This is a genomic window from Marinobacter salarius (assembly GCF_032922745.1).
Taxonomy (GTDB): domain Bacteria; phylum Pseudomonadota; class Gammaproteobacteria; order Pseudomonadales; family Oleiphilaceae; genus Marinobacter.
The window spans coordinates 1,763,245-1,786,409 of sequence record NZ_CP136693.1 but is presented as its reverse complement, the minus strand read 5'-3'; the positions used below and the strand labels follow the sequence as shown (position 1 = coordinate 1,786,409).

Below are 23,165 nucleotides of genomic sequence, written 5' to 3'. Positions count from 1 at the left end.
CCATTAAATGCGTCGTGTTGTTATTACAGGCATGGGAATCGTCTCCAGCCTCGGAACCAATCAAGACGAAGTAACCCGGTCCCTGCGGGATTCAATTCCTGGCATCGGCTTTAGCCAGGAAGCCAAGGACAACGGTCTGCGCAGCCATGTGTGCGGACAGATTGACCTGAATCTGCCGGAACTGATCGACCGCAAACTGATGCGCTTCATGTGCCCGGCCTCCGGCTACACCTACCTGGCGATGAAAGAAGCCATTGAGCAAGCAGGACTGACGGAAGAGCATATCCGCGCCAACTCAACCGGCGTCATCACCGGTGCTGGTGGTGCGTCAACGGTCGAGCTGATGGATGCGATCGATACCCACCGCGAGAAAGGCATCCGCCGGGTAGGTCCGTACCGTGTGCCACGCACCATGGGCAGCGCCATCAATGCTTCTCTTGCTACGGCATTCGGCATTACCGGCATCAACTACGGCATTACCTCCGCCTGCGCCACCAGCGCCCACTCCATTGGCCACGCCGCCGATATGATTACGCTGGGTCGCCAGGACGTGATGTTTGCCGGTGGTGGTGAAGACATCCACTGGACGCTGAGCCTGATGTTCGATGCCATGGGTGCGCTCTCCACCAAATACAACGACACTCCCGGCAAAGCCTCCCGCACCTATGATCGGGATCGGGACGGTTTCGTGATTTCCGGTGGCGGCGGCATTCTGGTACTGGAAGCCCTGGAGCATGCAGAAGCACGTGGGGCCAACATCCTGGCCGAACTGGTCGGCTTCGGCGCAACCTCTGATGGCGCCGATATGGTGGCGCCCAGCGGCGAAGGCGCCATTCGCTGCATGCAGCAGGCGATGAAAAACGTTGATGGCGAGATCAGCTACGTTAACACCCACGGCACCAGCACGCCGGCGGGGGATGTCACCGAACTCAAAGCGCTGAAGGAAACCTTTGGCGACAAGATACCGCCACTGAGCTCAACCAAGCCACTTTGCGGCCATGCTCTGGGCGCAGCCGGTGTGCACGAAGCCATCTACAGTCTGATCATGCAACGGGGGAACTTTATTGCTCCGTCTGCCAATATCGAGAACCTGGATGAAGGCGCCGAAGGCTACCCCATCGTGAGAGAGCGGCAGGACAACGTGGACCTGCCTCTGGTGATGAGCAACAGCTTTGGATTCGGCGGCACTAACGGCACGCTGATCTTCAAGAAAGCCTGACCACCAGGCAACAAACCGCCGGGGCATGCACGAATTTGCTGCCCCGGTATTTTCAATGCCTCTTAAGCCTCCCTCAAGCAACCCGCGAGCGGTAGGCTCCTGGCGATTTGCCCATCCAGCGCTTGAACGCACGGCTGAAGGCGCTGAGCTCGGAAAACCCTAGCTGTTCAGCGATTTCCACGAGGGGTTTACTACGATCCTTCAGATAGGCCAGAGCCCGTTCGCGCCGGATATCCTCAAGCAACGCCGCAAAGGTCAGATTTTCTTCCTTCAACCTTTTATGAAGCGTATGCCGGCTCATGTGCAACTGAGAGGCAACAGCCTCCACCCCTACCCGACCACGTTCCAGGTGCCCGGCAATCAACGAAGTCACTCGCGCACTGAACGGTGCCATAGCCGCGCGGGGCTTCATCGGTTCTGAGTGCATTTCACTGTCTCCTGATAATTCCTTACAGGCACGCTTTACCTGCGCTCGTCAGCGTACACATGTTAGCTGAAAATAGCCATATTCGGCTTTAGTCGTAACGAGACATGAGGCAATTTGGTCATTCAAAGCGTCGAGCTATCGGTCTGATTGCCAGTCCCTTAGTGCCACAAGGGTTGATTGAGGTATAATCACGACACGCGCAATTTAATACCTGACTATTTTACTCTGGTATTGTATACTCACTCACCAGAAGAAACGGATATTGCCCTTGATTTTCAACAGGGCCGCACCCAATCCGTCATCCAAAAACCGATTGCAGGGCGTACCCAAGTCTGGGGCGATCACTGCAACGCATGAATTTATGACATCCGCCCGGCAGCCCTGAACACGAGACTACCGGCGACACCAGGGGCTGCAAGGCCCGAGATGAGAGAATACGGAGCGACGATCATGGCGACCACCGATAAAGAGGTGAACGAGCTGATCAAACGGGAATACGAACACGGTTTCGTGACAGAAATCGAAGCCGACACGTTCGAGCCCGGCCTGAACGAAGACGTCATTGCCCGCCTTTCCGCCATTAAGAAAGAGCCGGAATGGATGCTGGAATGGCGCCTGAAGGCCTACCGTCGCTGGCTGGAAATGGACGAGCCGGACTGGGCACACGTGGGTTATCCGAAAATCGACTACAACTCGATTTCCTATTACTCCGCGCCCAAGCGCAAGGAAGACATGCCCCAGAGCCTCGACGAAGTCGACCCTGAGCTGCTCAAGACCTACGAGAAACTGGGCATTCCCCTGCACGAGCGTGAAAAGCTCGCCGGCGTGGCTGTTGACGCCGTATTTGACTCCGTTTCCGTGGCAACCACCTTCAAGGAGCCGCTGGCCAAGGCTGGCGTAATCTTCTGCTCCATTTCGGAGGCCATCCAGGACTACCCGGAACTGGTGAAAAAGTATCTGGGTTCTGTGGTTCCTGCAGGCGACAACTTTTTCGCGGGCCTGAACTCCGCCGTGTTTTCAGATGGCACGTTCGTGTACGTACCCAAGGGTGTTCGTTGTCCCATGGAATTGTCCACTTACTTCCGCATTAACGCGGCCAATACCGGTCAGTTTGAGCGCACCCTGATCATCGCCGAGGACAGCAGCTACGTCAGTTATCTGGAAGGCTGCACCGCGCCGATGCGCGACGAAAACCAGCTTCACGCTGCCGTCGTTGAACTGGTGGCCCTGGACGATGCACAGATCAAATATTCCACGGTGCAGAACTGGTACCCGGGCGATGAGAACGGCAAAGGCGGCATCTTCAACTTCGTCACCAAGCGTGGCGCCGCTATTGGCAAGAACTCCAAGATTTCCTGGACCCAGGTCGAAACCGGTTCTGCGGTGACCTGGAAGTATCCGAGTTGCGTGCTGCGTGGTGATAACAGCGTGGGCGAATTCTACTCGGTGGCACTGACCAACAATTACCAGCAGGCGGATACCGGTACCAAGATGATTCATCTGGGCAAGAACACGTCCAGCACCATCATCTCCAAGGGCATTTCCGCCGGCAAGAGCTCCAACGCCTATCGCGGGCTGGTGAAGTTCGGCCCGGGTGCGGAAGGTGCGCGTAACTACACCCAGTGTGATTCGCTGCTGATCGGCGACCGCTGCGGCGCCCACACTTTCCCGTACATCGAGAGCAAGAACAAGTCGGCTATCGTTGAGCACGAGGCAACCACCTCCAAGGTCAGCGACGAGCAGATGTTCCTTTGCCGCCAGCGTGGTATCGACCCGGAGCAGGCGGTTTCCATGATTGTGAACGGCTTCTGTAAAGAGGTGTTCAAGGAGCTGCCGATGGAGTTTGCCGTGGAAGCTGGCAAGTTGCTTGAAGTCAGCCTTGAAGGGTCCGTTGGTTAACCCCAGGCTCATATACAAATTTTCAGATACCAGTTTTCAGATTATAGAGAGACGCCAGAAATGCTAAGCATCAAGAACCTGCACGCATCCGTTGAGGGTGAAGAGATCCTCAAGGGCATCAACCTGGAGATCAAGGCCGGGGAAGTTCACGCCATCATGGGCCCGAACGGCTCAGGCAAGAGTACCCTGTCCCAGGTGCTGGCGGGCAATGAGACGTTTGCGGTAACCCAGGGCGAAATCAGCCTGAACGGCGAGAACCTGCTAGACCTTGAAACCGAAGAGCGGGCTCGTGAAGGTATTTTCCTGGCATTCCAGTATCCGGTGGAGATTCCCGGCGTCAGCAACCTGCAGTTCCTGCGCACCGCCGTCAACGCCATGCGCACACACCGTGGCGAGCCGGAAATGAACGCCGCGGAGTTCATGAAGCTGGCCAAAGAGGTTTCCAAACAGGTGGACCTGGACCCGGCGTTCCTCAAGCGCGGTGTCAACGAAGGCTTCTCCGGTGGCGAGAAGAAGCGCAACGAGATTCTTCAGGCACTGTTGCTGCAGCCAAAGCTGGCCATTCTGGATGAGACAGACTCAGGGCTCGACATTGATGCCCTGCAGGTGGTTTCCAAGGGCGTAAACGCCCTGCGCGCCGAAGACCGTGCCATTCTGATGGTGACTCACTACCAGCGTCTGCTGAACCACATTGTGCCAGACCATGTTCATGTACTGGCCGGTGGCAGGATCGTCAAATCCGGGGGTCGAGAGCTGGCCCTCGAGCTCGAAGAGCGTGGCTACGGCTGGCTCGGCGTGAAAGACGAAGAAGCCACCCCCAGTGCAGCCAGCTAAGGAGGCCGTGGAATGAAACCAGCACCAACCATTTCCAGCGCCTTCCTCGAGCCGGGCGGGCATTCACTGCCCGAGCCGTTGCTTGAGCTGCGCAAACATCGGGGCACGGCATTGGTGGATATGCCATTGCCCACCCGCAAAACCGAAAACTGGAAATACTCCAGCCGGCACCTGAAGCTGACCGACGAACTGGCCACCACCCTGCCCGCGACCGGCAAGGATGGCTATAGCTTATCGATTCCCGGTTATCGCGTGGTGTTCCATAACGGCGTGATGATTCCAGAAGCCTCGGACTTTCCGGACCTGGACGGCATCCGCATTCAACGTTTCGCCGATCTGGACGATGACGAGGCCGCGGGCCTGGCCGAGCGCCTGGACAACACACTGGACACCCGTGCCGTACAGATGGCGCGACTGAACTCCGCCCGCTTTGAAGACGGCCTGTACATCCAGTTGGACAAGGAAGCGGTTCTTGATCAGCCCCTGTTCATCGTGCACGAAGTGACCGGCACGGCTTCAGGCTCGGCGTACCCGCGTATTTATGTGGATGCGGCACGTCACAGTCAGATTACGGTGGTAGAGGAATACCTCTCCAGCGGTGAGGAGCCGGTCATGGTGGATACCGTCACCGAGTTTGTATTGGCAGACGGGGCCCAGGTCACGAATGTGCGGCTGGTCATGGAAGGCGAGAATGTACAGCACATCGGGGCTACCGGTGTTCGCCAGGCCGCCAACTCCCGTTTCGAGAGTCACTGCGTGGGCTTCGGTGGGCCACTGCGTCGCCATGACCTGCAGGTTCGGCTGGAAGGCGAAGGCGGTGAGTGCAAGCTGAACGGCGTGGTTGTCACCCAGGGCAAGCAGCACTACGACAACCATACCTCTATTGAACACGTGGCCGCCCACTGCGACAGCGAGGAAACCTATCGCAACATCGCTGCGGACGAATCCCACGCCGTGTTCAATGGCCGCATCCATATCCATGAGGATGCCCAGAAGTCCAACGCGAACATGAACAACAAGAACCTGTTGCTCTCCACCGGTGCTGAGATCGATACCAAGCCCGAGCTGGAGATTTACGCGGACGACGTCAAATGTGCCCATGGTGCCACCATCGGCCAGCTTGACAGGATTTCCCTGTTCTACCTGGTATCCCGTGGCATCGGGCGTCGTGAGGCCAATACCCTTTTGACAATGGCCTTCATTAACGAACTTGTTGAACAGATTCCGGTTCAGGCAGTCAAAGACGCTGCCCAGCTCCGGCTTAATGACTTTTTCGACCAGACGTTTCAGGAGGCCTGACCGGTTATGACAGACCTTTCCATGGCCAAAAAGGCGGGCACTGCGGCGTTCGACGTCGAGGCGATCCGCCGGGACTTTCCGATTCTTGATCAGCAGATCAACGGCAAGCCCCTCGTGTATCTGGACAACGGCGCTTCGTCACAGAAGCCCATCGCCGTTCTGGACGCCATGGATCGCTATTACCGGGAAATGCATTCCAACGTCCATCGCGGCGCCCACACGCTTGGCGACCGCGCCACCAGCGCCTTCGAGGGCGCCCGGGAGAAGGTTCGCGCGTTCCTGAACGCTGGCAGCACCCGCGAGATTATCTGGACCCGTGGCACCACCGAGGCCATCAACGTGGTGGCCAATGGCCTGGCCGGCCGCCTCAAGCCTGATGACGAAATTCTCGTCAGCCATATGGAACATCACGCCAACATCGTGCCCTGGCAGATGGTGGCCGAGCGCACGGGCGCGAAGGTGGTTCCCATCCAGATCACTCCACAGGGTGAATTGGATCTGGACTCGTTCAACAGCTTGCTGGGCGAGCGCACCCGGGTACTGGCACTGACGCATGTGTCCAACGTCCTGGGCACCGTGAACCCGATTGCACCGTTGATTGAGCAGGCCAAGGCTCACGGCGTGATCACCGTTATCGATGGTGCCCAGGCGGTGCCGCACTTCCAGCCGGACGTACAGGCGCTGGGCTGTGATTTCTACGTGTTCTCATCCCACAAATTGTTCGGACCAACCGGCGTTGGCGTACTGTACGGCAAGGCCCAGTTGCTGGAAGAGATGCCTCCTTTCCAGGGGGGCGGTGAGATGATCGAGCGGGTGTCGTTCGAGCGCACCACCTGGAACGTGCTGCCTTACAAGTTTGAGGCCGGCACACCACCGGTTGCCGAGGCCGTTGGCCTGGGCGCAGCCATTGATTATCTGGGCGACCTCGATCGCAATGGCATGGAAGCGGCGGAAAACGCGCTTCTCACCCGCGCCAACGAACTGGTCAAGTCGGTCGTCCCGGGCATGGAGATCATCGGTACGGCCAGCCAAAAGGTGCCGGTCATGTCCTTTAAAATCGCCGGCCTGCACCCCAGTGATATAGGAACACTGCTGGATCAGCAGGGCATCGCGATCCGCACTGGCCACCATTGCGCCATGCCGCTGATGGACTTTTACGGGGTTCCCGGTACAGCCAGGGCGTCCTTTGCGTTTTACAATACGCTGGAGGAAGTGGAACAATTATTCACTGCCCTGCAGAAAATCCAGCGTCTGTTTGCCTGATGGAGGTGGAAATATGACAGCCGAAGTCTTCACACCAACCGTGGCGGTCACCATGACCCCGACAGCGGTGAAACACGTACGCAAACAACTGGACAAGAAGCCTGAGGCGAAAGGTATCCGCCTGGCGATCAAGAAAAGCGGCTGTTCCGGCTTCAAGTATGAAACCCAGTGGGTGGAAGAAGCCGCAGCGGACGACAAGGTGTTTCACATCGACGGTGTGGACGTCTTTGTAAAGGAAGAGCACCTGCCTCTGGTGAACGGCATTGAAATTGATTTCGTGACCGAAGGGGTGAACTCCCTGTTCCAGTTCCGGAATCCGAATGCGACGGCAGAGTGCGGTTGTGGCGAGAGCTTTACAGTCGCCTGAACCCGACAAACCAGATAGCGAATACGAGGCCCATTAAGGCATGCAAGAACGGGAAGTGGTCCTGACCAAACGCGAAGTAGAGGCGCGCCTGGTGCCCGCCGGAACCGAAATCATGATTCCGGCGGACACCTTCGTTACCATCACACAGTCACTCGGTGGTAGCTTCACCGTGGCCGTGAACGGCAACCTCGCTCGTATTGAAGGCCACAATGCCGATGCCCTGGGCAAGAAGCCCCTTGAAAGCAGCTTCGACACCCCCGAAGACGGTACGGTGAACGAAAACCAGGTGTGGGAAGCGATGCGCAACTGCTACGACCCGGAAATTCCGGTCAACGTGGTGGAGCTGGGCCTGATCTACGAGTGTGAAATACAGAATGGCACGGAAGACGGCAACCATGTGTACGTCAAGATGACACTCACGGCCGCCGGCTGCGGCATGGGCCCGGTGATCACTGAAGACGTCAAGACCAAGCTTGAGCATGTACCCAATGTGGACAAGGTGACCGTCGAACTGACCTTCGATCCGCCCTGGAACAATGACATGCTCACCGACGAAGCCAAGCTTGAACTGGGGATGCTGTAATGACTGCCGCTGAACAGGAATTTTTGAACAATCCGCTCGGGAAAGACACCACCCTCGAAGACGTCCTGGATGGCTTTGAATTCCTGGACGACTGGGAAGAGCGTTACGCGTTCATTATCGACCTTGGCAAGCAGCTACCGGCATTTCCGGACGACGAGCGCAGGGAAGAGAATTACGTCCACGGCTGCCAGAGCCAGGTGTGGCTGATTCATCATTACGATGAGCAAAGTGGCAAGCTATACCTGCTGATTGACTCTGACGCCATCATCGTTCGCGGCCTTGCCGCCATTATCCTGGTGGCCCTGAATGGCAAGTCTCCCAGGGACCTGCTGGCTACGGACATCGACGAACTGTTCGAACAACTGGATCTGTTCCGCCACATCTCGCCCACACGGGGCAACGGCCTGAGAGCCATGGTTGGCAGGATCCGGGATGTGGCTGCGGAAACCGCCGCAGCCTGATTGAGCAGCCCTACCAGACGATAGCCACGTCATCCCGCTGTATATTGATCAGCCCGCCATAGACAGGAATGCTGCCGTTGCTGAAGTCCGGATGAACATTGTTCACCGTCATGGTGGCGCGGCTGTCCACCAGTTCCGGGGTCGCCCCGGGTGAATCGAAGAAACTGGCACTGCGATAGAGTTTCAGCTCATCCCCCGGGCGCAAGCCTGCCGTGGCTCCGGAATCCAGCGTGACCTTGTCGCCGTCGACTCTGGTCACCCGCGTGATGAACGGCTGACAAGCAAGCGCATCATTGACCGCAGACACCATGTTGTTCATCAATCCCGCAACAGCCTGTCCGTACTCGGTTTCCCGGAAACCCGCCGACCCGAACCCATCAGAAGACCCCGGCCCAGCATTCCAACGTGCCTCCGCCGAAAACCGCTCCTGATAGACAGGTGCGCCGCTGAAGCCGTCATAAACCATCATGTCCACCACAAACCGCCGGTTCTGGTTCGCCGCACCAATGCCCCGTTGCAGGCGGTCGATAACAGAACTTCCCCAGGCGTCCGGGTCGGACACGCCAACATCACGGATGACACCGGTAACCACGAACTGCACCCCGAGCTCGCGAGCCACCTGGATCACGTTGCTCAATCGATTGTTGAATTTCTGGTGCGTTGGGGCATTAAGCAGGTCATCAAACAGGCGCTGGGTGGTCGCACCAAAAACCTGGAGTTGGCCACTTCTCTGCAGATCTGCCTGCAACAATTGCGGCAAGACTTCGCCGGCATCCCCTATTCGACCTATCCGGGCCTGATCCGGATACACCATGGGAAAACCGGTCACGGCCACGCGCTTTCTCAACTCCGCGGCATCGCCGGCCTGGCACTGGCCGCCCGCTGACATGTCGGCGCGAACCGTGACACGTAACAGATTGCCCCGCCGGTACTCGTCCACCACTTCAACGGACTTTGCCCGCGCCGACGAGGCAACCTGCAGGCGGGATTCCGTCACCACACCGTTTTCCATGGTGTCGCGGCTACTGATCCTGGCTTCGTACTGCAGGGAAACATCCCTTAACGCCGCCTTCTTAGCCTCCTGCCGTGCGCTGTCGACGTCATCGTTGTAAATGGTGGCGTGGCCGACGCCCTCCAGCACCACTGCCTGGGCACCGCCACACGCAATTACCAACAGCGCTGTGACAACAGAAATAGCCAGCTTCATGGGAAATCGTTCTCTTATTCGAGGTAGTAGAGGGAATCAACGCCCCGGCTCTGGAAATCTCCGGTGCTGTCATTGCCTCTGGGCATCGGAATCGGGCACAGGTCCTGCACTTCCCGATCGGTTACGCGGGAAACACAGGCACGGAACCTGGGCTCCAGCTTGAGTTCCATAACGGTTTCCACCACGCCGTCACTGTGTTCATTCACGGCAACCATTTTGGCGCCACGGATGTAGCTATCAACGTAGGTGCGGAACATATCGTTCTGCAAAACGAAATCGTTCACCGTTGAGCTGCCGTAAATCACGGTGCCATAGACCCGCTCCGCCAGGTTGCGATAGGCATCCAACTGGGACGCACGCCGGGCAAGCAGGCGCTTGCGCGTGTTCAGGCGATCTTTCGACACTTCCTCATAGGTCCCGAAGCCGCTAACTCGCACGGTAATCGGGTCCAGTTCGGTCTGCTGCCGGTCGGCACCGGCGTTCCGGTGCTGGCCAACGGGGGCGCAGCCGATCATTGTTAGCACCAGCGCAGGTATCAGTATCCGCCGCAGGATCATGTTGGTTCTCCGCAAAAAACATCTGTTCACTGCCCTTATGAAAAATTCACGCCAACCTTTGTAACCGACTGAATTCCATAATTTCATGTCCCACCGGGCCCGCCACACAGGAACCAAGCGGCAAAAAACTACCGCTATTTACAGTAAAAAAACAAACCGTTACCGCATCACCGGTGAGTCACGGCGGCAACTGGATTAACCTGAACTGCATGTCACCTTTAACTTAGCAGCATCATCGCTTCATCAGGACACATCATGACCCCACAGCGTCTGACCAAGCTATCACTGGCCATCGGCCTTTCCATCGCCACCACCTCCGCCATCGCGAGCCCGCAAGCGTTCATGTCATCACGCTCATTTGCCATGGGCGGCACCGGTGTCGCCGTCGCCCATCCGGCTGCGGCCGGCGCCACTAACCCAGCGATGATGGCTGCGGACCACCATGAATGGTCCAACGACTTTGGCCTGATACTGCCCTCCGTCAACGCCCGCTTTGCGGACGAAGAGGAAACCGTTGATCAGATCGACGATATCCAGGACACGATTGATCGCTTTCAGGAACTGGACAAGACGTCGAACCCGGAAGATGCCCGCCAAGCCGCCGGCGACCTGAGACGGCAGCTGAATGACTTTGATCGCGACACCGTCCGGATTGACGGTGGCCTGGGTCTCGCCCTGGCCGTGCCCTCGGAGTCGTTTGCCGTCGGTTTCTTCAGCAACGGCAACATCCGCGCCACCGTCCGCGGGGAGTTTGACGAAGATGATGAGCAGTTTCTGGCTGACCTGGAAAATGCAACCATCCCGGAACTGATTGCCGCCGACCTCGACCGTGACCTGGAGTCCCGTGGCCGCATCCTGGCCTCCGCTGTCGCCGAAGTAGGCCTTTCCATCGCCACTTCCATAGAGCTTCAGGACAGTTCAAGGCTGCAATTGGGCGTCTCCCCGAAATACGTCCAATTGCGCACCTTCCAATACACCGAAACCGTCTCCGGGTTTGAAGACGACGAGTTCGACAGCGACGAGTACCAGACCGACAAGAGCGGGTTTAACCTCGACGTGGGCGCCGCCTACGCTTTCGGTTCTCGCAACCAGTGGAATGCCGGCATTGCCGTCAAAAACCTGATCCCCATGGAACTGGATTCTGCGGCCAGCCAACCTGATGAAGAGGAACGCACCCTGGAACTCGACCCGATGGTAACCGCTGGCATCGCCCACAAAGGCGAATTCCATGTGCTGACGGCAGAAGTGGACCTGACGAAAAAGAAAGCCTTCGGCTACGAAGATGACACCCAGTGGGTTGCTCTCGGCGCGGAGTTCGACGCTTTCCGCTACGCGCAACTTCGCTTCGGCGTGCGCCAGAACCTGGCCAGCAATGACGACAACGATGGCATCGAGGAAGACACCCAGTTTACGGCCGGTATCGGCCTGTCGCCCTTCGGTGCCCGCCTCGATATCGGCGGCCTGATCAGCGATGCCGATCTGGGCGCGGCGATTGAGTTCGGCGCTGCGTTCTAAGCCTGTTGTATAGAAGCAGTCCACCAAGCCCGGTTTGATACCGGGCTTTTTTTGTGGCCAACCGGTTTGCCTGTGGCCAGCCTTGCCGGGATAATCCCCAGAGCAACATCCCTCAAGGAGCAGAACCCAATCCATGAAAACCTATCTGGTGGGCGGAGCCGTCCGTGATGAACTTCTTGGTCTGCCGGTCAAAGACCGGGACTGGGTGGTCACCGGTGCAACTCCGGAAGACATGTTGCGAAAGGGCTTCAAGCAGGTAGGCGCGGATTTTCCGGTATTCCTTCACCCAGACACCCGGGAGGAGTACGCATTAGCACGAACGGAACGAAAGCAGGGGCGAGGCTACCACGGGTTTACCGTGTACAGTGCCCCGGACGTGCCCCTTGAGGACGATCTGAAGCGCCGTGACCTGACCATCAACGCCATGGCAAAGTCCACCGCAGGTGAAATTGTCGACCCCTTCCACGGCCGCCAGGACCTGCAGGATCACAAACTACGCCACGTTTCCGAGGCCTTCGCCGAGGACCCGCTGCGCATACTGCGCACCGCACGCTTTGCTGCCCGCCTGCAGCCCCAGGGATTCACCATTGCCGAACCCACCATGGCGCTGATGCGGCAGATGGTGGACCAGGGCGAGGTCGGCGACCTGGTGCCGGAGCGGGTATGGCAGGAAATCCAGCGAGCGTTGCATGAGCAGGAACCCGGCACCTTTTTCGAAGTCCTGCGTGAATGCGGCGCACTGGCCGTCCTTATACCGGAGCTTGAGCCACTCGAGGCGTTTTCAGGCGCCATCGGCGCCTTGCGCCGTGCCCACGAAAGCAGCGATGATACGAGTGTCCGCTTCGCCGCGCTGCTTTCCCCCCTGGCGCCAGCCGAAGCCCGGAATCGAGCCAGGGCACTGAAAGCCCCCAACGACTGCCAGGATCTCACCCGCCTCATCACCGACGTGATACCAAAGATCCACACCATGACGTCTCACGACGCCGACCTGTTGCTGGACATGCTGGATGGAGCAGACGTGTGGCGTCGGGCAGACCGATTTTCCGGCCTATTGGTTGCTCTGAAATGCGCGCTGCCGGAGCCAGAACGGCACAGGGTGGATTGGCTGGAATCCGCGCAACACGCCGCCACCGGGGTACAGGCGAAAACCCTGATGGAACAGGGGTTTCGTGGAAAAGAACTGGGTGAAGCAATCCGCAAAGAGCGGTTACGGCGTATCCTCGCATTCCTCAACAAAGAGTAGACACGCGATGGCATCCTCAACACCTGTAGTGCTCATTACCGGCGCAGCGCATCGGCTTGGCTCCCATACCGCCAGACATCTTCACCAACGCGGCTGGAACCTGGTCATTCATTACCGTTCGCGGGAGGCGGACGCAAACGCCCTTCGTGACGAGCTCAACAGCATCCGACAGAAATCGGCGGTTGCCATCCAGGCCGATCTTGCCGCCCCGGATCAGACAGAACTGCTGGCCCGCAAGGCAATTTCCACCTGGGGTCGGCTTGATGGCCTGGTGAACAACGCCTCGGTGTTCTACCCGAACCCTACACAGGACGCCAGCCCAGGTGACTGGGACGCGAACATGAACACCAACCTGCGGGCGCCTTTCTTTCTGGGCCAGGCCTGCCTGCCAGCGTTGAAACTGTCACGGGGCGCCATCGTGAATCTTATCGACATCTACAGCCAACGGCCGCTGGCCAACCATCCACTGTACTGCGCCAGCAAGTCCGGACTCGCTTCACTGACCCTGTCCTGGGCGAAGGACCTGGCACCCGAGGTACGCGTGAATGGGGTTTCACCAGGCGCCATCCTCTGGCCAGAGGGTGATGCTGTGATAGACCATGCCTACCAGCAGAGCATACTGGCCAAGACGCCCCTGGCCCGCACCGGCAAACCGGAGGACATTGCTGGCGCCATCGCCTTCCTGCTGTGCGACGCCCCGTTTATCACCGGCCAGATCCTCGCGGTGGATGGCGGACGCAGCCTTAATATGTAAGATCCCTCAATATTTAAGACCATCGCAGCTGCCTGCTTTGGCCCACTCTCGCTTTCCGATACAATGAAGCCAACTTTTAAAATCTGCGTGCAAACCGGAGAGACTCCATGCGTGATGTAGTTATCGTAGCCGCCAAACGTACCGCCGTCGGCAGCTTCGGCGGCGGGCTGTCCAGCCTGAGTGCCGATAAGCTGGGCAGCGCCGTTATCAAAGCCCTGCTTGAAGAAACCGGTGTTGCTGCCGATCAGGTCAACGAAGTGGTCCTTGGCCAGGTTCTGACGGCCGGTTGCGGACAGAATCCGGCACGCCAGGCGTCCATCAACGCCGGCATCCCCGCCTCTGTACCGGCAATGACGATCAACAAGGTATGTGGCTCGGGACTGAAGGCAGTGCACATGGCGGTCCAGGCCATTCGCTGCGGTGACGCCGAGTTGATGATTGCCGGTGGCCAGGAGAGCATGAGCCAGGCTCCCCATGTGCTGCCTAACAGCCGCAACGGCCAGCGCATGGGTAACTGGAACATGGTAGACACCATGATTTCCGATGGCCTTTGGGACGCCTTCAATGACTACCACATGGGTGTCACCGCGGAAAACATTGTGGAGAAGTACGGCATCACCCGTGAAGAACAGGATGAGTTTGCTGCCGCGTCCCAGCAGAAGGCGGCCGCCGCGATCGACGCGGGTTACTTCGAGGGCCAGATTGTCCCCATCACTATTCCTCAGCGCAAGGGCGATCCGCTGATCGTCGACACGGACGAAAACCCGCGTGCTGGCGTAACCGCGGACAGCCTGGGCAAGCTTCGTGGCGCCTTCAAAAAGGATGGAACCGTCACCGCCGGCAATGCGTCTTCCCTTAACGACGGCGCGGCGGCCGTCATCGTATGCAGCGCCGACAAGGCCAAAGAACTTGGTCTTGAGCCGCTGGCCACCATCAGGGCTCACGCCAATGCCGGTGTCGACCCGGCCATTATGGGCACCGGCCCGATCCCTGCTAGCCAGCGCTGCCTGAAACTGGCCGGTTGGTCGGTGGACGATCTGGATCTGGTGGAAGCGAACGAAGCCTTCGCCGCCCAGGCCATTTCCGTTAATCGGGACCTGGGATGGGATACCGCGAAGGTCAATGTGAACGGTGGTGCCATCGCGCTGGGCCATCCAATCGGGGCTTCCGGTTGCCGAATCCTGGTCGGTCTGCTCCACGAGATGGCTCGCCGGGATGCAAAGAAGGGCCTTGCCACCCTGTGCATTGGCGGCGGCATGGGTGTTGCCCTCGCCGTAGAGCGTTGATCACAGGATGTTGAACGTGGTGCTGTTCGAGCCGGAGATACCGCCGAATACCGGCAATATCATCCGGCTCTGCGCCAACACCGGCTGCCGGCTGCATCTGATTGAACCCCTGGGTTTTACCCTCGAGGACAAACAGATGCGCAGGGCAGGCCTGGACTATAGCGAATACGCAACGGTAACGGTGCACTCCGGCTACCAGGCCTTTCTGGAAAATGAGCAACCTTCAAGGCTCTTCGGGCTGACCACCAAAGGTAGCCGTGGTTATCATGATGTTGAATACCAGAGTGGTGACTATCTGATGTTCGGCCCCGAAACCCGCGGGCTACCGCAGGACATCCGCAATGCGATGCCGGAGCAGCATCGCCTGAGAGTGCCCATGCGGCCAGAAAGTCGGAGCCTTAACCTATCCAACACGGTAGCACTGGTGGTTTATGAAGCGTGGAGGCAACTTGGATTCGAAGGGGCACAATAGCCATATCCGGGATATGTGGCCCACTTTTGCCATTTCGCTCGTACTGACCGCCAGCAACGCCTGGTCCAATAGCGATACGCAGGCTACCCGGGTTATCACCACTCCCTCGACAACCTCAGAAGTGTCTGTGGTACTGGGCAAACAGATCATCCGAAAGCTCTATGACAGCTGCGGGCTGGACATAAGATATCTGGATGCCCCGGCTGCACGAGCCGTGCTCATGGCAGAGAAAGGCCAGTCAGACGGCGAGCTTGCACGAATACCGATGGCCGTCAAAGACAATGCACCCCTGCTACCCCTGGCTACGCCGATCCTGGACGCGCGCCTGGTTTCGATGGCTCTCAACGGCGAAACCGGTGACTCGAAGGCGTCATTGAAAGGAAAACGGATTGGCTTCCTCAATGGCTATCGAATGGTCGCGGCAGTCCTGCCCGAGGATGCGACACAGATAACCACCAGTGACAGCTTTCAATTGATCGATCTGCTCGAACGAGACCGTATCGACGTGGCACTGACCCTGGAGTGGGACGCTCTGGCCGCCAAACGCAAGAACCCAAAACTGGCTATTGGCGAGCCACTGCTGGAAGCCCCCATCTACCACTGGGTGCATGAATCCCGCAAAGACGATATCCCCTGCCTGTCCCAGGCGCTGGAGTCCATGAAGACATCCGGTGAGATCGACCAGATAATCAGTGACGGTATCGAGCCGGAAACCGTCCAATAAAAAACCCCGCGAACCTGAGTTGGCGGGGTTTTCTGGCGCTTGTGCCGAGAGCGTATCAGTGAGTCTGCTCTTCCTTCGCTTCCCCTGACGCCTCTTCCTGCTTGCGCTTCAATGCCTGTGCATAGATGGCATCAAAGTTAACCGGTGCCAGCATCAGTGCCGGGAAGCTACCCCGGCCAACCACACCGTCAATGGCTTCCCGAGCGTAGGGGAACAGGATGTTGGGGCAATAGGCACCCAGCATCTGGCCAAGCTGTGGGCCTTCAATGCCTTTCACCAGGAAAACACCTGCCTGCTGAATCTCGACGATGTAAGCCACTTTTTCATCGACTTTCGCGGTCACAGTCAGAGACAGGACCACTTCGTACTGGTTGTCGCTGACCTTGTTGTGGGACGTGTTCAGGTCCAGGTTGACCTGAGGTTTCCACTGATCCTGAAAAACCGTCGGGGAATTCGGAGACTCAAACGACAGGTCCTTCACGTAAATACGCTGAAGCGCAAACTGGGGTTGGTTCTGGTTTTCGTTGCCTGCTGCGGCCTGCTGATTTTCAGCCATGTTCAATCCTTTCGTTCTCGGTAGGGGGCAACCAGGGCCCGTTGTTATGTCAGTGCTGCCGGAACAGTGTAATGCCTGGCTCCGCCGGCTGATGTGAAACAGTGCGACAGTTTACCGTTCAGTTCAAGGCCTGGCGGGGCCGTTACTTCTTCACCAGCGGCAGATTGCTACCTTTCCAGTCCGCAACGCCACCGTCCAGGCGAACCACATTGCCATAGCCTTCCGCATTCAGTTGCTTGACCGCCATGGCGGAATGCTGACCCATTTTGTCGGCCACAATAATCTGCTTGTCCTTGAACTTCTTCAGTTCCGACGCGCGACTTTTGATACTATTAAGGGGAATATTGATTGAACCGGTTATCCGGCCCTCGTTAAAATCCTTGCGATCACGGATATCGACGACGACAGCTTCGTCACGGTTAATCAGATTCACGGCTCCCTGCGCCGAGATTTTCTTGCCACCACGGCGAGACTCAAGCACCAGTATGGCCAGCAGGAAAGCGACAAACAGAGACACCAGAATGTAATGGTTAACCGCGAACTCGAACACCCTTTCCATGAAAACACCTTGCTGAATAGTTTGTGGCGGGATTATACACACCCTTCCCCATGGACAGAAGGTAACCGACCCAAGGTGACGACACTGGCCGAAGGGTGCGAAAATGTTTAGAATCAATGTTCGTTTTAGTAAATTTACCAAACTACCATCGGATTAAGTGATGACTGCCACGCGTAAGCCTACCGCACTGATCATTCTTGATGGCTGGGGCCACCGTGACCCGGCTGAAGACAACGCCATCAGCAACGCCAACACCCCATGTTGGGATAAGCTCTGGAAAAATCAGCCGAAAACGCTCATCAACACATCCGGAATGTTTGTCGGCCTGCCCCAGGGCCAGATGGGCAACTCCGAGGTTGGCCACATGAACCTGGGTGCTGGACGGGTGGTTTATCAAAGCCTGACACGCATCGACAAAGACGTGGAAGAAGGTAGTTTTACGGAAAACCCCACACTCTGCGCCGCCATCGACAAGGCCGTGAGCAGCGACCGTGCCGTGCATCTCATGGGCCTGCTTTCTCCCGGCGGCGTTCACAGCCATGAAGACCATATACTGGCAGCGGCTGAAATGGCGGCGAAACGTGGCGCGAAGGAAGTCTATATCCATGCATTTCTCGACGGCCGTGACATGCCGCCCCGCAGCGCAAAAGCATCACTGGAAAAAGCCGCCACCAAACTGAAGAACCTCGGCGTGGGCCGGGTGGCCTCCATTGTCGGCCGCTACTACGCCATGGACCGTGACAATCGCTGGGACCGCGTGGAAGAAGCCTACAACGTGATGACCCTGGGCGACGCCGAGTTCACCTCGGCCGATCCGGTCTCCGCACTGGAACAGGCCTATGAGCGTGGCGAAAACGACGAATTTGTGAAGGCTACTCGCATCATCGGCAGCGGCGAGAAGGAAGGCACTATCAATGACGGCGACACTGTTATATTCATGAACTTCCGTGCCGATCGCGCCCGCGAGATGACACGCTGCTTCGTGGAGAAGGACTTCGACGGCTTTAAGCGCCGCAAGCATCCGGAACTGGCCGACTTCGTCATGCTGACCGAGTATGCAGCCGACATCAAAACCTCCTGCGCCTACCCGCCCGAGCAATTGACCAACGGGCTGGGCGAATACGTGTCCAACCTGGGCAAAACCCAGCTGCGGATTGCCGAAACCGAGAAATACGCCCACGTCACCTTCTTCTTCAACGGCGGTCTTGAAACACCGTTTGAAGGCGAGGACCGCATCCTGGTTCCTTCGCCCAAAGTCGCGACTTACGACCTGCAACCCGAGATGAGCGCGCCCGAGGTCACCGACAAACTGGTTGAAGCCATCAAGAGCGGCAAGTACGATCTGGTGGTCTGCAACTACGCCAATGGCGACATGGTGGGCCATACCGGCAAGCTGGACGCCGCCATCAAGGCCGCTGAATGCATTGACCAGTGCGTCGCGCGCATTACCGACGCCCTGCAGGAAGTGGGCGGCGAAGCCCTGATCACCGCTGACCACGGCAACTGTGAACAGATGACCGATCCCAATTCCGGCCAGGTGCACACGGCCCACACCATCGGCCCCGTGCCGCTGATCTATGTAGGCCCACGCAAGGTCAACCTCAAGGACGACGGCAGCCTCAGCGACGTGGCACCCACCCTGCTGAGCCTGATGAGCCTGGAACAACCGGCTGAAATGACCGGGCACAGCCTGGTGGAGATCGGTTGATTGTGCGTCTTTGGCTGGCGGTGGCGATGCTTGCAGTCGCCACGCCAGCACTGGCGGAGCAACAGGTCACACCTGGCCAGATAGAAGACCTCAAGGAAGAGATCGCCGATATTGATGAGTGGCTTGCCGACGCCGAGGAAGACCGCTCCTCGCTTGAGCAACAACTCTCTGGCCTTGAACAGGAAATCGGCCGGCTCACCCGCGAGCGCCGTGAACTCCGCCAGCAGGCAAGGGAACAGCAACAACGCCTGACCGAACTCGGCGAGGAAGAGGCCAAGCTTACCCGCGTGCTGGAAAGCCAGCGCGACAGCCTGAAAAAACAGATCCGCGCCGCCTGGATGGAAGGCGACGCACCTGCCGTCAAAGTCCTGCTCAACGAGATTGACCCGGACAAGATCGCCCGCACGATGACCTACTACGAATACCTCAGCCGGGACACGATTGAGCGCCTGGAGGCGTTCGCAGCCAATCTTCGCCAACTGAAAGAAACGCAAAAGCAGGTGAAGGCCGGGCGACTGCGGCTGGCAAAACTGGAAGAAGATGTCGCCGACCGCCAACAGAAACTGAGCAGCAGCAAGAAGGAAAGGGAACAGACCCTGGCGGCCCTGAAAGCCGATATCAGCGATCGACTGGGTGAACGAGAGGAACTGGAAGCGGACCGCAAGCGGCTGGAAAAGCTGCTGCGAGAGGTGGAAGAGGCCATTGCCAACATTCCCACACCCAACGAGTCAGACCCGTTCGGGTCACTCAAGAATAAACTGCCATGGCCGGCCCAAGGCAAGGTTGTCAGCCGCTTTGGGGACCGCTATGCCGGCGGCAAACTCAGGTATAACGGCTTGCTGATCAATACCTCCGAAGAAGGCGACGTCAAAGCGGTTCACTATGGCCGCGTGGTATTTGCCAACTGGCTGCGCGGGTTTGGCCTGATCACCATCCTCGATCATGGTGACGGCTACATGACGCTCTACGGCCATAGCAGCAGCCTGTTCACCAGCCCCGGCGACTGGGTTGAAGCCGGGGAAGCCATTGCACAGGCTGGCCGCACTGGCGGCACCAATGATCCCGCGGTGTATTTCGAGGTTCGCCACAATGGCAAACCGGACAACCCACAGCGTTGGCTGGGCAATCGCTGAACCGGTTCGTGCTACCCTAAAGGCTGACAAATCAGCCCGGTAACGCCATACTGTCCGGCAATACTCGGGAATAACCAGTCACCGGATTAACACAGGACATGTGAATGAGACGGGTAAGAAGTCTACACCACGCCGCAACCACACGCGCACTCGCCCTTGCCACCTGCTTAACTGCCCTGCCCGGCCTTGTTCACGCTCAGGAAGCCGATGAAGACACCCAACGCCTGCTGGAAGGCATCCAGCACGGTGAGCAGGTGGAAATTCAACTACCCGATCCCGAAGAACAGTTGCCCCTGGACGACCTTCGCAAGTTCGCCGAAGTGTTTGGCCGCATCAAAGACGCCTACGTGGAAGAGGTTGACGACCGCCAACTCCTCGAAAGTGCCATCAAAGGCATGCTGTCGGATCTGGACCCTCACTCCACCTACTTGGCCCCGAAAGACTACGAACAGCTTGAAGAAAGCACCTCCGGCGAATTTGGCGGGCTGGGAATCGAAGTGGGCATGGAAGATGGCTTCGTAAAGGTTATCTCCCCCATCGATGACACCCCCGCCCAGAAAGCGGGCGTGCAGGCCGGTGACCTGATCATCAAACTGGGTGACCAGCCGGTAAAAGGCATGTCGCTGGAAGAAGCCGTTAAGTTGATGCGCGGCAAGCCCGGCACTGTCCTTACCCTTACCATCATGCGCGAGGGAGAATCGGCGCCCATCGAAATCGATGTGGAACGTGACATCATCAAGGTCACCAGCATCAAGTCCCGCATCATCGAGAACGGCTATGGCTACGTTCGTATAACCCAGTTCCAGGCGGACACGGGTACGCAGTTCACCAATGCCCTCGAAGCCCTCGAAAAGGAACATGGCAGTGATCTGGACGGCCTGGTAATAGACCTGCGCAACAACCCGGGCGGCATCCTGCAGGCCGCGGTTGAGGCAGCCGACGCCCTGCTGGACAGCGGTCTGATTGTTTACACGGAAGGCCGCATCCAGAGCTCGCGCCTGCGCTTCAACGCCAAGCCCGGGGATGTGATGCCGGAAACACCCATTGTGGTTCTGATCAATGGCGGTTCAGCATCAGCGTCTGAAATTCTTGCCGGCGCCCTGCAAGACCACCAGCGTGCCGTGGTTATGGGCACCCAGTCGTTCGGCAAGGGCAGCGTGCAGACCGTCATCCCCCTGGATGAGACCCACGCCATCAAGATGACCACAGCCCGCTATTACACCCCGGATGGTCGGTCCATCCAGGCCAAGGGCATCAAGCCGGATATCGAGGTGAAACCGGCGCAACTGACTGAACTCGACAGCCAACCGTTCTTTACGGAGGCGGACCTCAGCGGCCACCTTGAGGGGCAGGACGAAGGCAAGCAGGAAGAAAAGCAGAAGGAAGAGTCTGCACAAAGCACGTCGCCGGCGGACAAGGACTTCCAACTGCGCTCCGCACTGAACCTGCTGAAAGGCCTGGGTATCCTCAACAAGCGTAACAAGCCGGCACAGGAAAGCGCGGATTGAAAGTTCTAGCAACACTGCTTACCGCCATTCTGGTCAGTTCCCCGGTTTTTGCCGGGGAGCACGAGCGGCAACTGCCGCCCACCATCGCCATCATCATCGATGACATGGGACACAATCTGGTGGAGGGCGAACGGCTGATCGCCCTGGATCAGCCCATCACCCTGGCCTTCCTGCCCTACCGCCGATATACCACCAGGCTGGCGGAGTTAGCGCACCAAAAGCACAAGGAAGTCATGCTGCATGCACCAATGGCCAACACCCGCAACATCGGCCTTGGGCCAGGTGGCCTGAGCCCGGACATGGACCAGAACAGCATCGCCACCACCTTGCGGCGCGCGCTTCAGTCCATTCCTCATGTCCAGGGCGTGAACAACCATATGGGTAGCCTGCTTACCCAACAACTTCAGCCCATGGACTGGGTAATGTCCGAACTCGATCATTACCCGGTCTATTTTGTGGACAGCCGTACCATTGCCTCCTCCATTGCGGGCGAGGTAGCGGCGGCGTACCGCATCCCCACACTCACCCGTGACGTGTTCCTGGACCACGAACAGACCGAGGAGTTCGTGGACAAGCAGTTCCAGCTTCTCATCAAGCGGGCGAAAGAGAATGGCAGCGCCATCGGCATTGGCCATCCTCACAAGGTAACCGTGGATTATCTTGAGAAGCGCCTGCCTGAACTGGATGCACAGGGCATAGCCGTGGCGACTGTCAGCGGCGTGTGGGCAATGAGGAATGGCAACCGGCCAATGTTTGCGGAAGGAGAAAAGCGGGCCATTCGGCCCGCGCTGGCGAAGCAGGAATAGGTTCCAGCCTCAATCCCGTACGACGATCCCCTGAGCCTTCATAAAGGCTTTTGCTTCCGGAATCGTATGCTGCCCGAAGTGAAAGATGGACGCCGCAAGCACGGCATCTGCGCGACCGTCGGTCACACCATCCGCCAGGTGCTGCAGCTCGCCCACACCCCCTGACGCAATGACCGGCACCGATACGGCGTCGCTGATCGCGCGGGTCAGCCCCAGGTCAAATCCGATTTTGGTGCCGTCCCGATCCATGCTGGTCAGCAGCAATTCACCGGCGCCCATGGCGGTCATCTTGCGGGCCCACTCCACGGCGTCCAGCCCCGTGGGCTTGCGTCCACCGTGGGTAAAGATCTCCCAGCGCGGCTCTTCACCTTCACCACTGACACGCTTGGCATCAATGGCGACCACGATGCACTGACTGCCGAAACGCTCAGCGGCCTCGCGCACGAATTCAGGGTTGAACACCGCAGCGGTGTTGATGGACACCTTATCGGCACCCGCGTTCAGCAGCTTGCGGATATCCTCAACGGTGCGCACACCACCGCCAACCGTCAGCGGGATAAACACTTCGGCAGCCATGCGTTCCACGGTTTCGTAGGTGGTGTCGCGGCTTTCGTGGCTGGCGGTAATGTCCAGGAAGGTAATTTCATCCGCGCCCTGCTCGTTGTACTTGCGAGCCACTTCCACCGGATCACCGGCATCGCGGATATCGACGAAGTTCACGCCTTTAACAACTCGGCCTTTGTCGACGTCCAGGCAGGGAATGATGCGTTTCGCCAGAGCCATAG

24 protein-coding genes are annotated in these 23,165 nt (G+C 58.3%); 18 read left to right on the top strand and 6 right to left on the bottom strand.

Annotated elements, in window-relative coordinates; genetic code table 11:
• Window positions 1-7 precede the first annotated feature (7 nt).
• Entirely contained in the window at window positions 8-1,219 is a 1,212-nt protein-coding gene (fabB, locus tag R1T46_RS08200; RefSeq protein ID WP_317307949.1) for a beta-ketoacyl-ACP synthase I, read from the top strand.
• Window positions 1,220-1,292: 73 nt separating this feature from the next.
• Here the strand turns inward: fabB and R1T46_RS08195 are convergent, their stop codons facing one another.
• Window positions 1,293-1,646 (bottom strand): helix-turn-helix transcriptional regulator, encoded by a 354-nt coding sequence (locus tag R1T46_RS08195; RefSeq protein ID WP_041334002.1) that lies wholly within the window; start codon window positions 1,644-1,646, stop codon window positions 1,293-1,295.
• Window positions 1,647-2,096: 450 nt separating this feature from the next.
• On the opposite strand from R1T46_RS08195, the gene sufB reads away from it, so the two are divergent.
• The 7 genes from sufB to R1T46_RS08160 are packed head-to-tail and all read left to right on the top strand — an operon-like array spanning window position 2,097 to window position 8,352.
• Entirely contained in the window at window positions 2,097-3,545 is a 1,449-nt protein-coding gene (gene sufB, locus R1T46_RS08190) for a Fe-S cluster assembly protein SufB (RefSeq protein WP_036208822.1), read from the top strand.
• A gap of 60 nt (window positions 3,546-3,605) precedes the next feature.
• Window positions 3,606-4,379: a Fe-S cluster assembly ATPase SufC gene (gene sufC, locus R1T46_RS08185; protein WP_286811501.1), complete on the top strand. Its 774-nt coding sequence runs from the start codon at window positions 3,606-3,608 to the stop codon at window positions 4,377-4,379.
• A gap of 12 nt (window positions 4,380-4,391) precedes the next feature.
• The gene (sufD, locus tag R1T46_RS08180) at window positions 4,392-5,678 is read left to right on the top strand and encodes a Fe-S cluster assembly protein SufD (protein ID WP_317307948.1); all 1,287 of its coding nucleotides are present in this window, start codon (window positions 4,392-4,394) and stop codon (window positions 5,676-5,678) included.
• A gap of 6 nt (window positions 5,679-5,684) precedes the next feature.
• Window positions 5,685-6,941, top strand: a complete 1,257-nt coding sequence (locus R1T46_RS08175; RefSeq protein WP_317307947.1) for a cysteine desulfurase — start codon at window positions 5,685-5,687, stop codon at window positions 6,939-6,941.
• A 13-nt stretch (window positions 6,942-6,954) separates the two neighbouring features.
• Entirely contained in the window at window positions 6,955-7,308 is a 354-nt protein-coding gene (locus tag R1T46_RS08170) for a HesB/IscA family protein (protein WP_007153379.1), read from the top strand.
• Between the two features lie 40 nt (window positions 7,309-7,348).
• On the top strand, window positions 7,349-7,891 hold the full coding sequence (gene sufT / locus R1T46_RS08165; protein ID WP_213479651.1) for a putative Fe-S cluster assembly protein SufT: 543 nt from the start codon (window positions 7,349-7,351) through the stop codon (window positions 7,889-7,891).
• A complete protein-coding gene (locus R1T46_RS08160; protein ID WP_075194395.1) occupies window positions 7,891-8,352 on the top strand; it encodes a SufE family protein in 462 nt (153 codons plus the stop codon). Before sufT ends, R1T46_RS08160 begins: the two co-directional genes overlap by 1 nt.
• 10 nt (window positions 8,353-8,362) lie before the next feature.
• On the opposite strand, the gene R1T46_RS08155 is transcribed toward R1T46_RS08160, so the two are convergent.
• Window positions 8,363-9,559 (bottom strand): flagella assembly protein FlgT, encoded by a 1,197-nt coding sequence (locus R1T46_RS08155; RefSeq protein ID WP_075194394.1) that lies wholly within the window; start codon window positions 9,557-9,559, stop codon window positions 8,363-8,365.
• Window positions 9,560-9,573: 14 nt separating this feature from the next.
• Window positions 9,574-10,116, bottom strand: a complete 543-nt coding sequence (locus tag R1T46_RS08150) for an LPP20 family lipoprotein (RefSeq protein WP_317307946.1) — start codon at window positions 10,114-10,116, stop codon at window positions 9,574-9,576.
• 255 nt (window positions 10,117-10,371) lie between these two features.
• On the opposite strand from R1T46_RS08150, the gene R1T46_RS08145 reads away from it, so the two are divergent.
• From R1T46_RS08145 to R1T46_RS08120, 6 genes are all read left to right on the top strand, one after another.
• A complete protein-coding gene (locus tag R1T46_RS08145; RefSeq protein WP_317307945.1) occupies window positions 10,372-11,631 on the top strand; it encodes a conjugal transfer protein TraF in 1,260 nt (419 codons plus the stop codon).
• A 133-nt stretch (window positions 11,632-11,764) separates the two neighbouring features.
• The gene (locus tag R1T46_RS08140; protein ID WP_136634158.1) at window positions 11,765-12,874 is read left to right on the top strand and encodes a multifunctional CCA tRNA nucleotidyl transferase/2'3'-cyclic phosphodiesterase/2'nucleotidase/phosphatase; all 1,110 of its coding nucleotides are present in this window, start codon (window positions 11,765-11,767) and stop codon (window positions 12,872-12,874) included.
• 7 nt (window positions 12,875-12,881) lie between these two features.
• Window positions 12,882-13,628 carry a pteridine reductase gene (locus R1T46_RS08135; protein WP_317307944.1) on the top strand — a complete coding sequence of 249 codons (747 nt, stop codon included), beginning with the start codon at window positions 12,882-12,884 and terminating at the stop codon, window positions 13,626-13,628.
• A gap of 107 nt (window positions 13,629-13,735) precedes the next feature.
• Window positions 13,736-14,914, top strand: a complete 1,179-nt coding sequence (locus R1T46_RS08130; protein ID WP_286811508.1) for an acetyl-CoA C-acetyltransferase — start codon at window positions 13,736-13,738, stop codon at window positions 14,912-14,914.
• Between the two features lie 7 nt (window positions 14,915-14,921).
• Complete coding sequence (gene trmL, locus R1T46_RS08125) at window positions 14,922-15,386, top strand: tRNA (uridine(34)/cytosine(34)/5-carboxymethylaminomethyluridine(34)-2'-O)-methyltransferase TrmL (RefSeq protein ID WP_286811509.1); 465 nt, start codon at window positions 14,922-14,924, stop codon at window positions 15,384-15,386.
• The gene (locus R1T46_RS08120) at window positions 15,364-16,110 is read left to right on the top strand and encodes a substrate-binding periplasmic protein (protein WP_286811510.1); all 747 of its coding nucleotides are present in this window, start codon (window positions 15,364-15,366) and stop codon (window positions 16,108-16,110) included. The genes trmL and R1T46_RS08120 overlap by 23 nt, the downstream gene beginning before the upstream one ends.
• Window positions 16,111-16,165: 55 nt before the next feature.
• On the opposite strand, the gene secB is transcribed toward R1T46_RS08120, so the two are convergent.
• Both secB and R1T46_RS08110 read right to left on the bottom strand, forming a co-directional pair.
• Window positions 16,166-16,666: a protein-export chaperone SecB gene (secB, locus tag R1T46_RS08115; protein WP_317307943.1), complete on the bottom strand. Its 501-nt coding sequence runs from the start codon at window positions 16,664-16,666 to the stop codon at window positions 16,166-16,168.
• 142 nt (window positions 16,667-16,808) lie between these two features.
• Window positions 16,809-17,225, bottom strand: coding sequence for a rhodanese-like domain-containing protein (locus R1T46_RS08110; protein WP_317307942.1), 417 nt, complete (start codon window positions 17,223-17,225; stop codon window positions 16,809-16,811).
• Window positions 17,226-17,385: 160 nt separating this feature from the next.
• On the opposite strand from R1T46_RS08110, the gene gpmM reads away from it, so the two are divergent.
• The 4 genes from gpmM to R1T46_RS08090 all read left to right on the top strand — a co-directional run bounded on the left by gpmM (window position 17,386) and on the right by R1T46_RS08090 (window position 22,380).
• Window positions 17,386-18,933, top strand: coding sequence for a 2,3-bisphosphoglycerate-independent phosphoglycerate mutase (gene gpmM / locus R1T46_RS08105; RefSeq protein ID WP_317307941.1), 1,548 nt, complete (start codon window positions 17,386-17,388; stop codon window positions 18,931-18,933).
• A gap of 26 nt (window positions 18,934-18,959) precedes the next feature.
• The gene (locus tag R1T46_RS08100; RefSeq protein ID WP_317308281.1) at window positions 18,960-20,066 is read left to right on the top strand and encodes a murein hydrolase activator EnvC family protein; all 1,107 of its coding nucleotides are present in this window, start codon (window positions 18,960-18,962) and stop codon (window positions 20,064-20,066) included.
• Between the two features lie 104 nt (window positions 20,067-20,170).
• A complete protein-coding gene (locus tag R1T46_RS08095) occupies window positions 20,171-21,574 on the top strand; it encodes a S41 family peptidase (protein WP_317307940.1) in 1,404 nt (467 codons plus the stop codon).
• Window positions 21,571-22,380 (top strand): divergent polysaccharide deacetylase family protein, encoded by an 810-nt coding sequence (locus tag R1T46_RS08090; RefSeq protein ID WP_317307939.1) that lies wholly within the window; start codon window positions 21,571-21,573, stop codon window positions 22,378-22,380. The genes R1T46_RS08095 and R1T46_RS08090 overlap by 4 nt, the downstream gene beginning before the upstream one ends.
• A 9-nt stretch (window positions 22,381-22,389) precedes the next feature.
• Here R1T46_RS08090 and hisF read toward each other — a convergent pair whose 3' ends face one another.
• Window positions 22,390-23,163: an imidazole glycerol phosphate synthase subunit HisF gene (gene hisF, locus R1T46_RS08085; RefSeq protein WP_317307938.1), complete on the bottom strand. Its 774-nt coding sequence runs from the start codon at window positions 23,161-23,163 to the stop codon at window positions 22,390-22,392.
• Between the last annotated feature and the right edge of the window lie 2 nt (window positions 23,164-23,165).

Coding starts and splice junctions, on each gene's coding strand:
- fabB (WP_317307949.1), top strand. CDS start 8: ATGCGTCGTGTTGTTATTACAGGCATGGGAATCGTCTCCAGCCTCGGA.
- R1T46_RS08195 (WP_041334002.1), bottom strand. CDS start 1,646: ATGCACTCAGAACCGATGAAGCCCCGCGCGGCTATGGCACCGTTCAGT.
- sufB (WP_036208822.1), top strand. CDS start 2,097: ATGGCGACCACCGATAAAGAGGTGAACGAGCTGATCAAACGGGAATAC.
- sufC (WP_286811501.1), top strand. CDS start 3,606: ATGCTAAGCATCAAGAACCTGCACGCATCCGTTGAGGGTGAAGAGATC.
- sufD (WP_317307948.1), top strand. CDS start 4,392: ATGAAACCAGCACCAACCATTTCCAGCGCCTTCCTCGAGCCGGGCGGG.
- R1T46_RS08175 (WP_317307947.1), top strand. CDS start 5,685: ATGACAGACCTTTCCATGGCCAAAAAGGCGGGCACTGCGGCGTTCGAC.
- R1T46_RS08170 (WP_007153379.1), top strand. CDS start 6,955: ATGACAGCCGAAGTCTTCACACCAACCGTGGCGGTCACCATGACCCCG.
- sufT (WP_213479651.1), top strand. CDS start 7,349: ATGCAAGAACGGGAAGTGGTCCTGACCAAACGCGAAGTAGAGGCGCGC.
- R1T46_RS08160 (WP_075194395.1), top strand. CDS start 7,891: ATGACTGCCGCTGAACAGGAATTTTTGAACAATCCGCTCGGGAAAGAC.
- R1T46_RS08155 (WP_075194394.1), bottom strand. CDS start 9,559: ATGAAGCTGGCTATTTCTGTTGTCACAGCGCTGTTGGTAATTGCGTGT.
- R1T46_RS08150 (WP_317307946.1), bottom strand. CDS start 10,116: ATGATCCTGCGGCGGATACTGATACCTGCGCTGGTGCTAACAATGATC.
- R1T46_RS08145 (WP_317307945.1), top strand. CDS start 10,372: ATGACCCCACAGCGTCTGACCAAGCTATCACTGGCCATCGGCCTTTCC.
- R1T46_RS08140 (WP_136634158.1), top strand. CDS start 11,765: ATGAAAACCTATCTGGTGGGCGGAGCCGTCCGTGATGAACTTCTTGGT.
- R1T46_RS08135 (WP_317307944.1), top strand. CDS start 12,882: ATGGCATCCTCAACACCTGTAGTGCTCATTACCGGCGCAGCGCATCGG.
- R1T46_RS08130 (WP_286811508.1), top strand. CDS start 13,736: ATGCGTGATGTAGTTATCGTAGCCGCCAAACGTACCGCCGTCGGCAGC.
- trmL (WP_286811509.1), top strand. CDS start 14,922: ATGTTGAACGTGGTGCTGTTCGAGCCGGAGATACCGCCGAATACCGGC.
- secB (WP_317307943.1), bottom strand. CDS start 16,666: ATGGCTGAAAATCAGCAGGCCGCAGCAGGCAACGAAAACCAGAACCAA.
- R1T46_RS08110 (WP_317307942.1), bottom strand. CDS start 17,225: ATGGAAAGGGTGTTCGAGTTCGCGGTTAACCATTACATTCTGGTGTCT.
- gpmM (WP_317307941.1), top strand. CDS start 17,386: ATGACTGCCACGCGTAAGCCTACCGCACTGATCATTCTTGATGGCTGG.
- R1T46_RS08100 (WP_317308281.1), top strand. CDS start 18,960: ATGCTTGCAGTCGCCACGCCAGCACTGGCGGAGCAACAGGTCACACCT.
- R1T46_RS08095 (WP_317307940.1), top strand. CDS start 20,171: ATGAGACGGGTAAGAAGTCTACACCACGCCGCAACCACACGCGCACTC.
- hisF (WP_317307938.1), bottom strand. CDS start 23,163: ATGGCTCTGGCGAAACGCATCATTCCCTGCCTGGACGTCGACAAAGGC.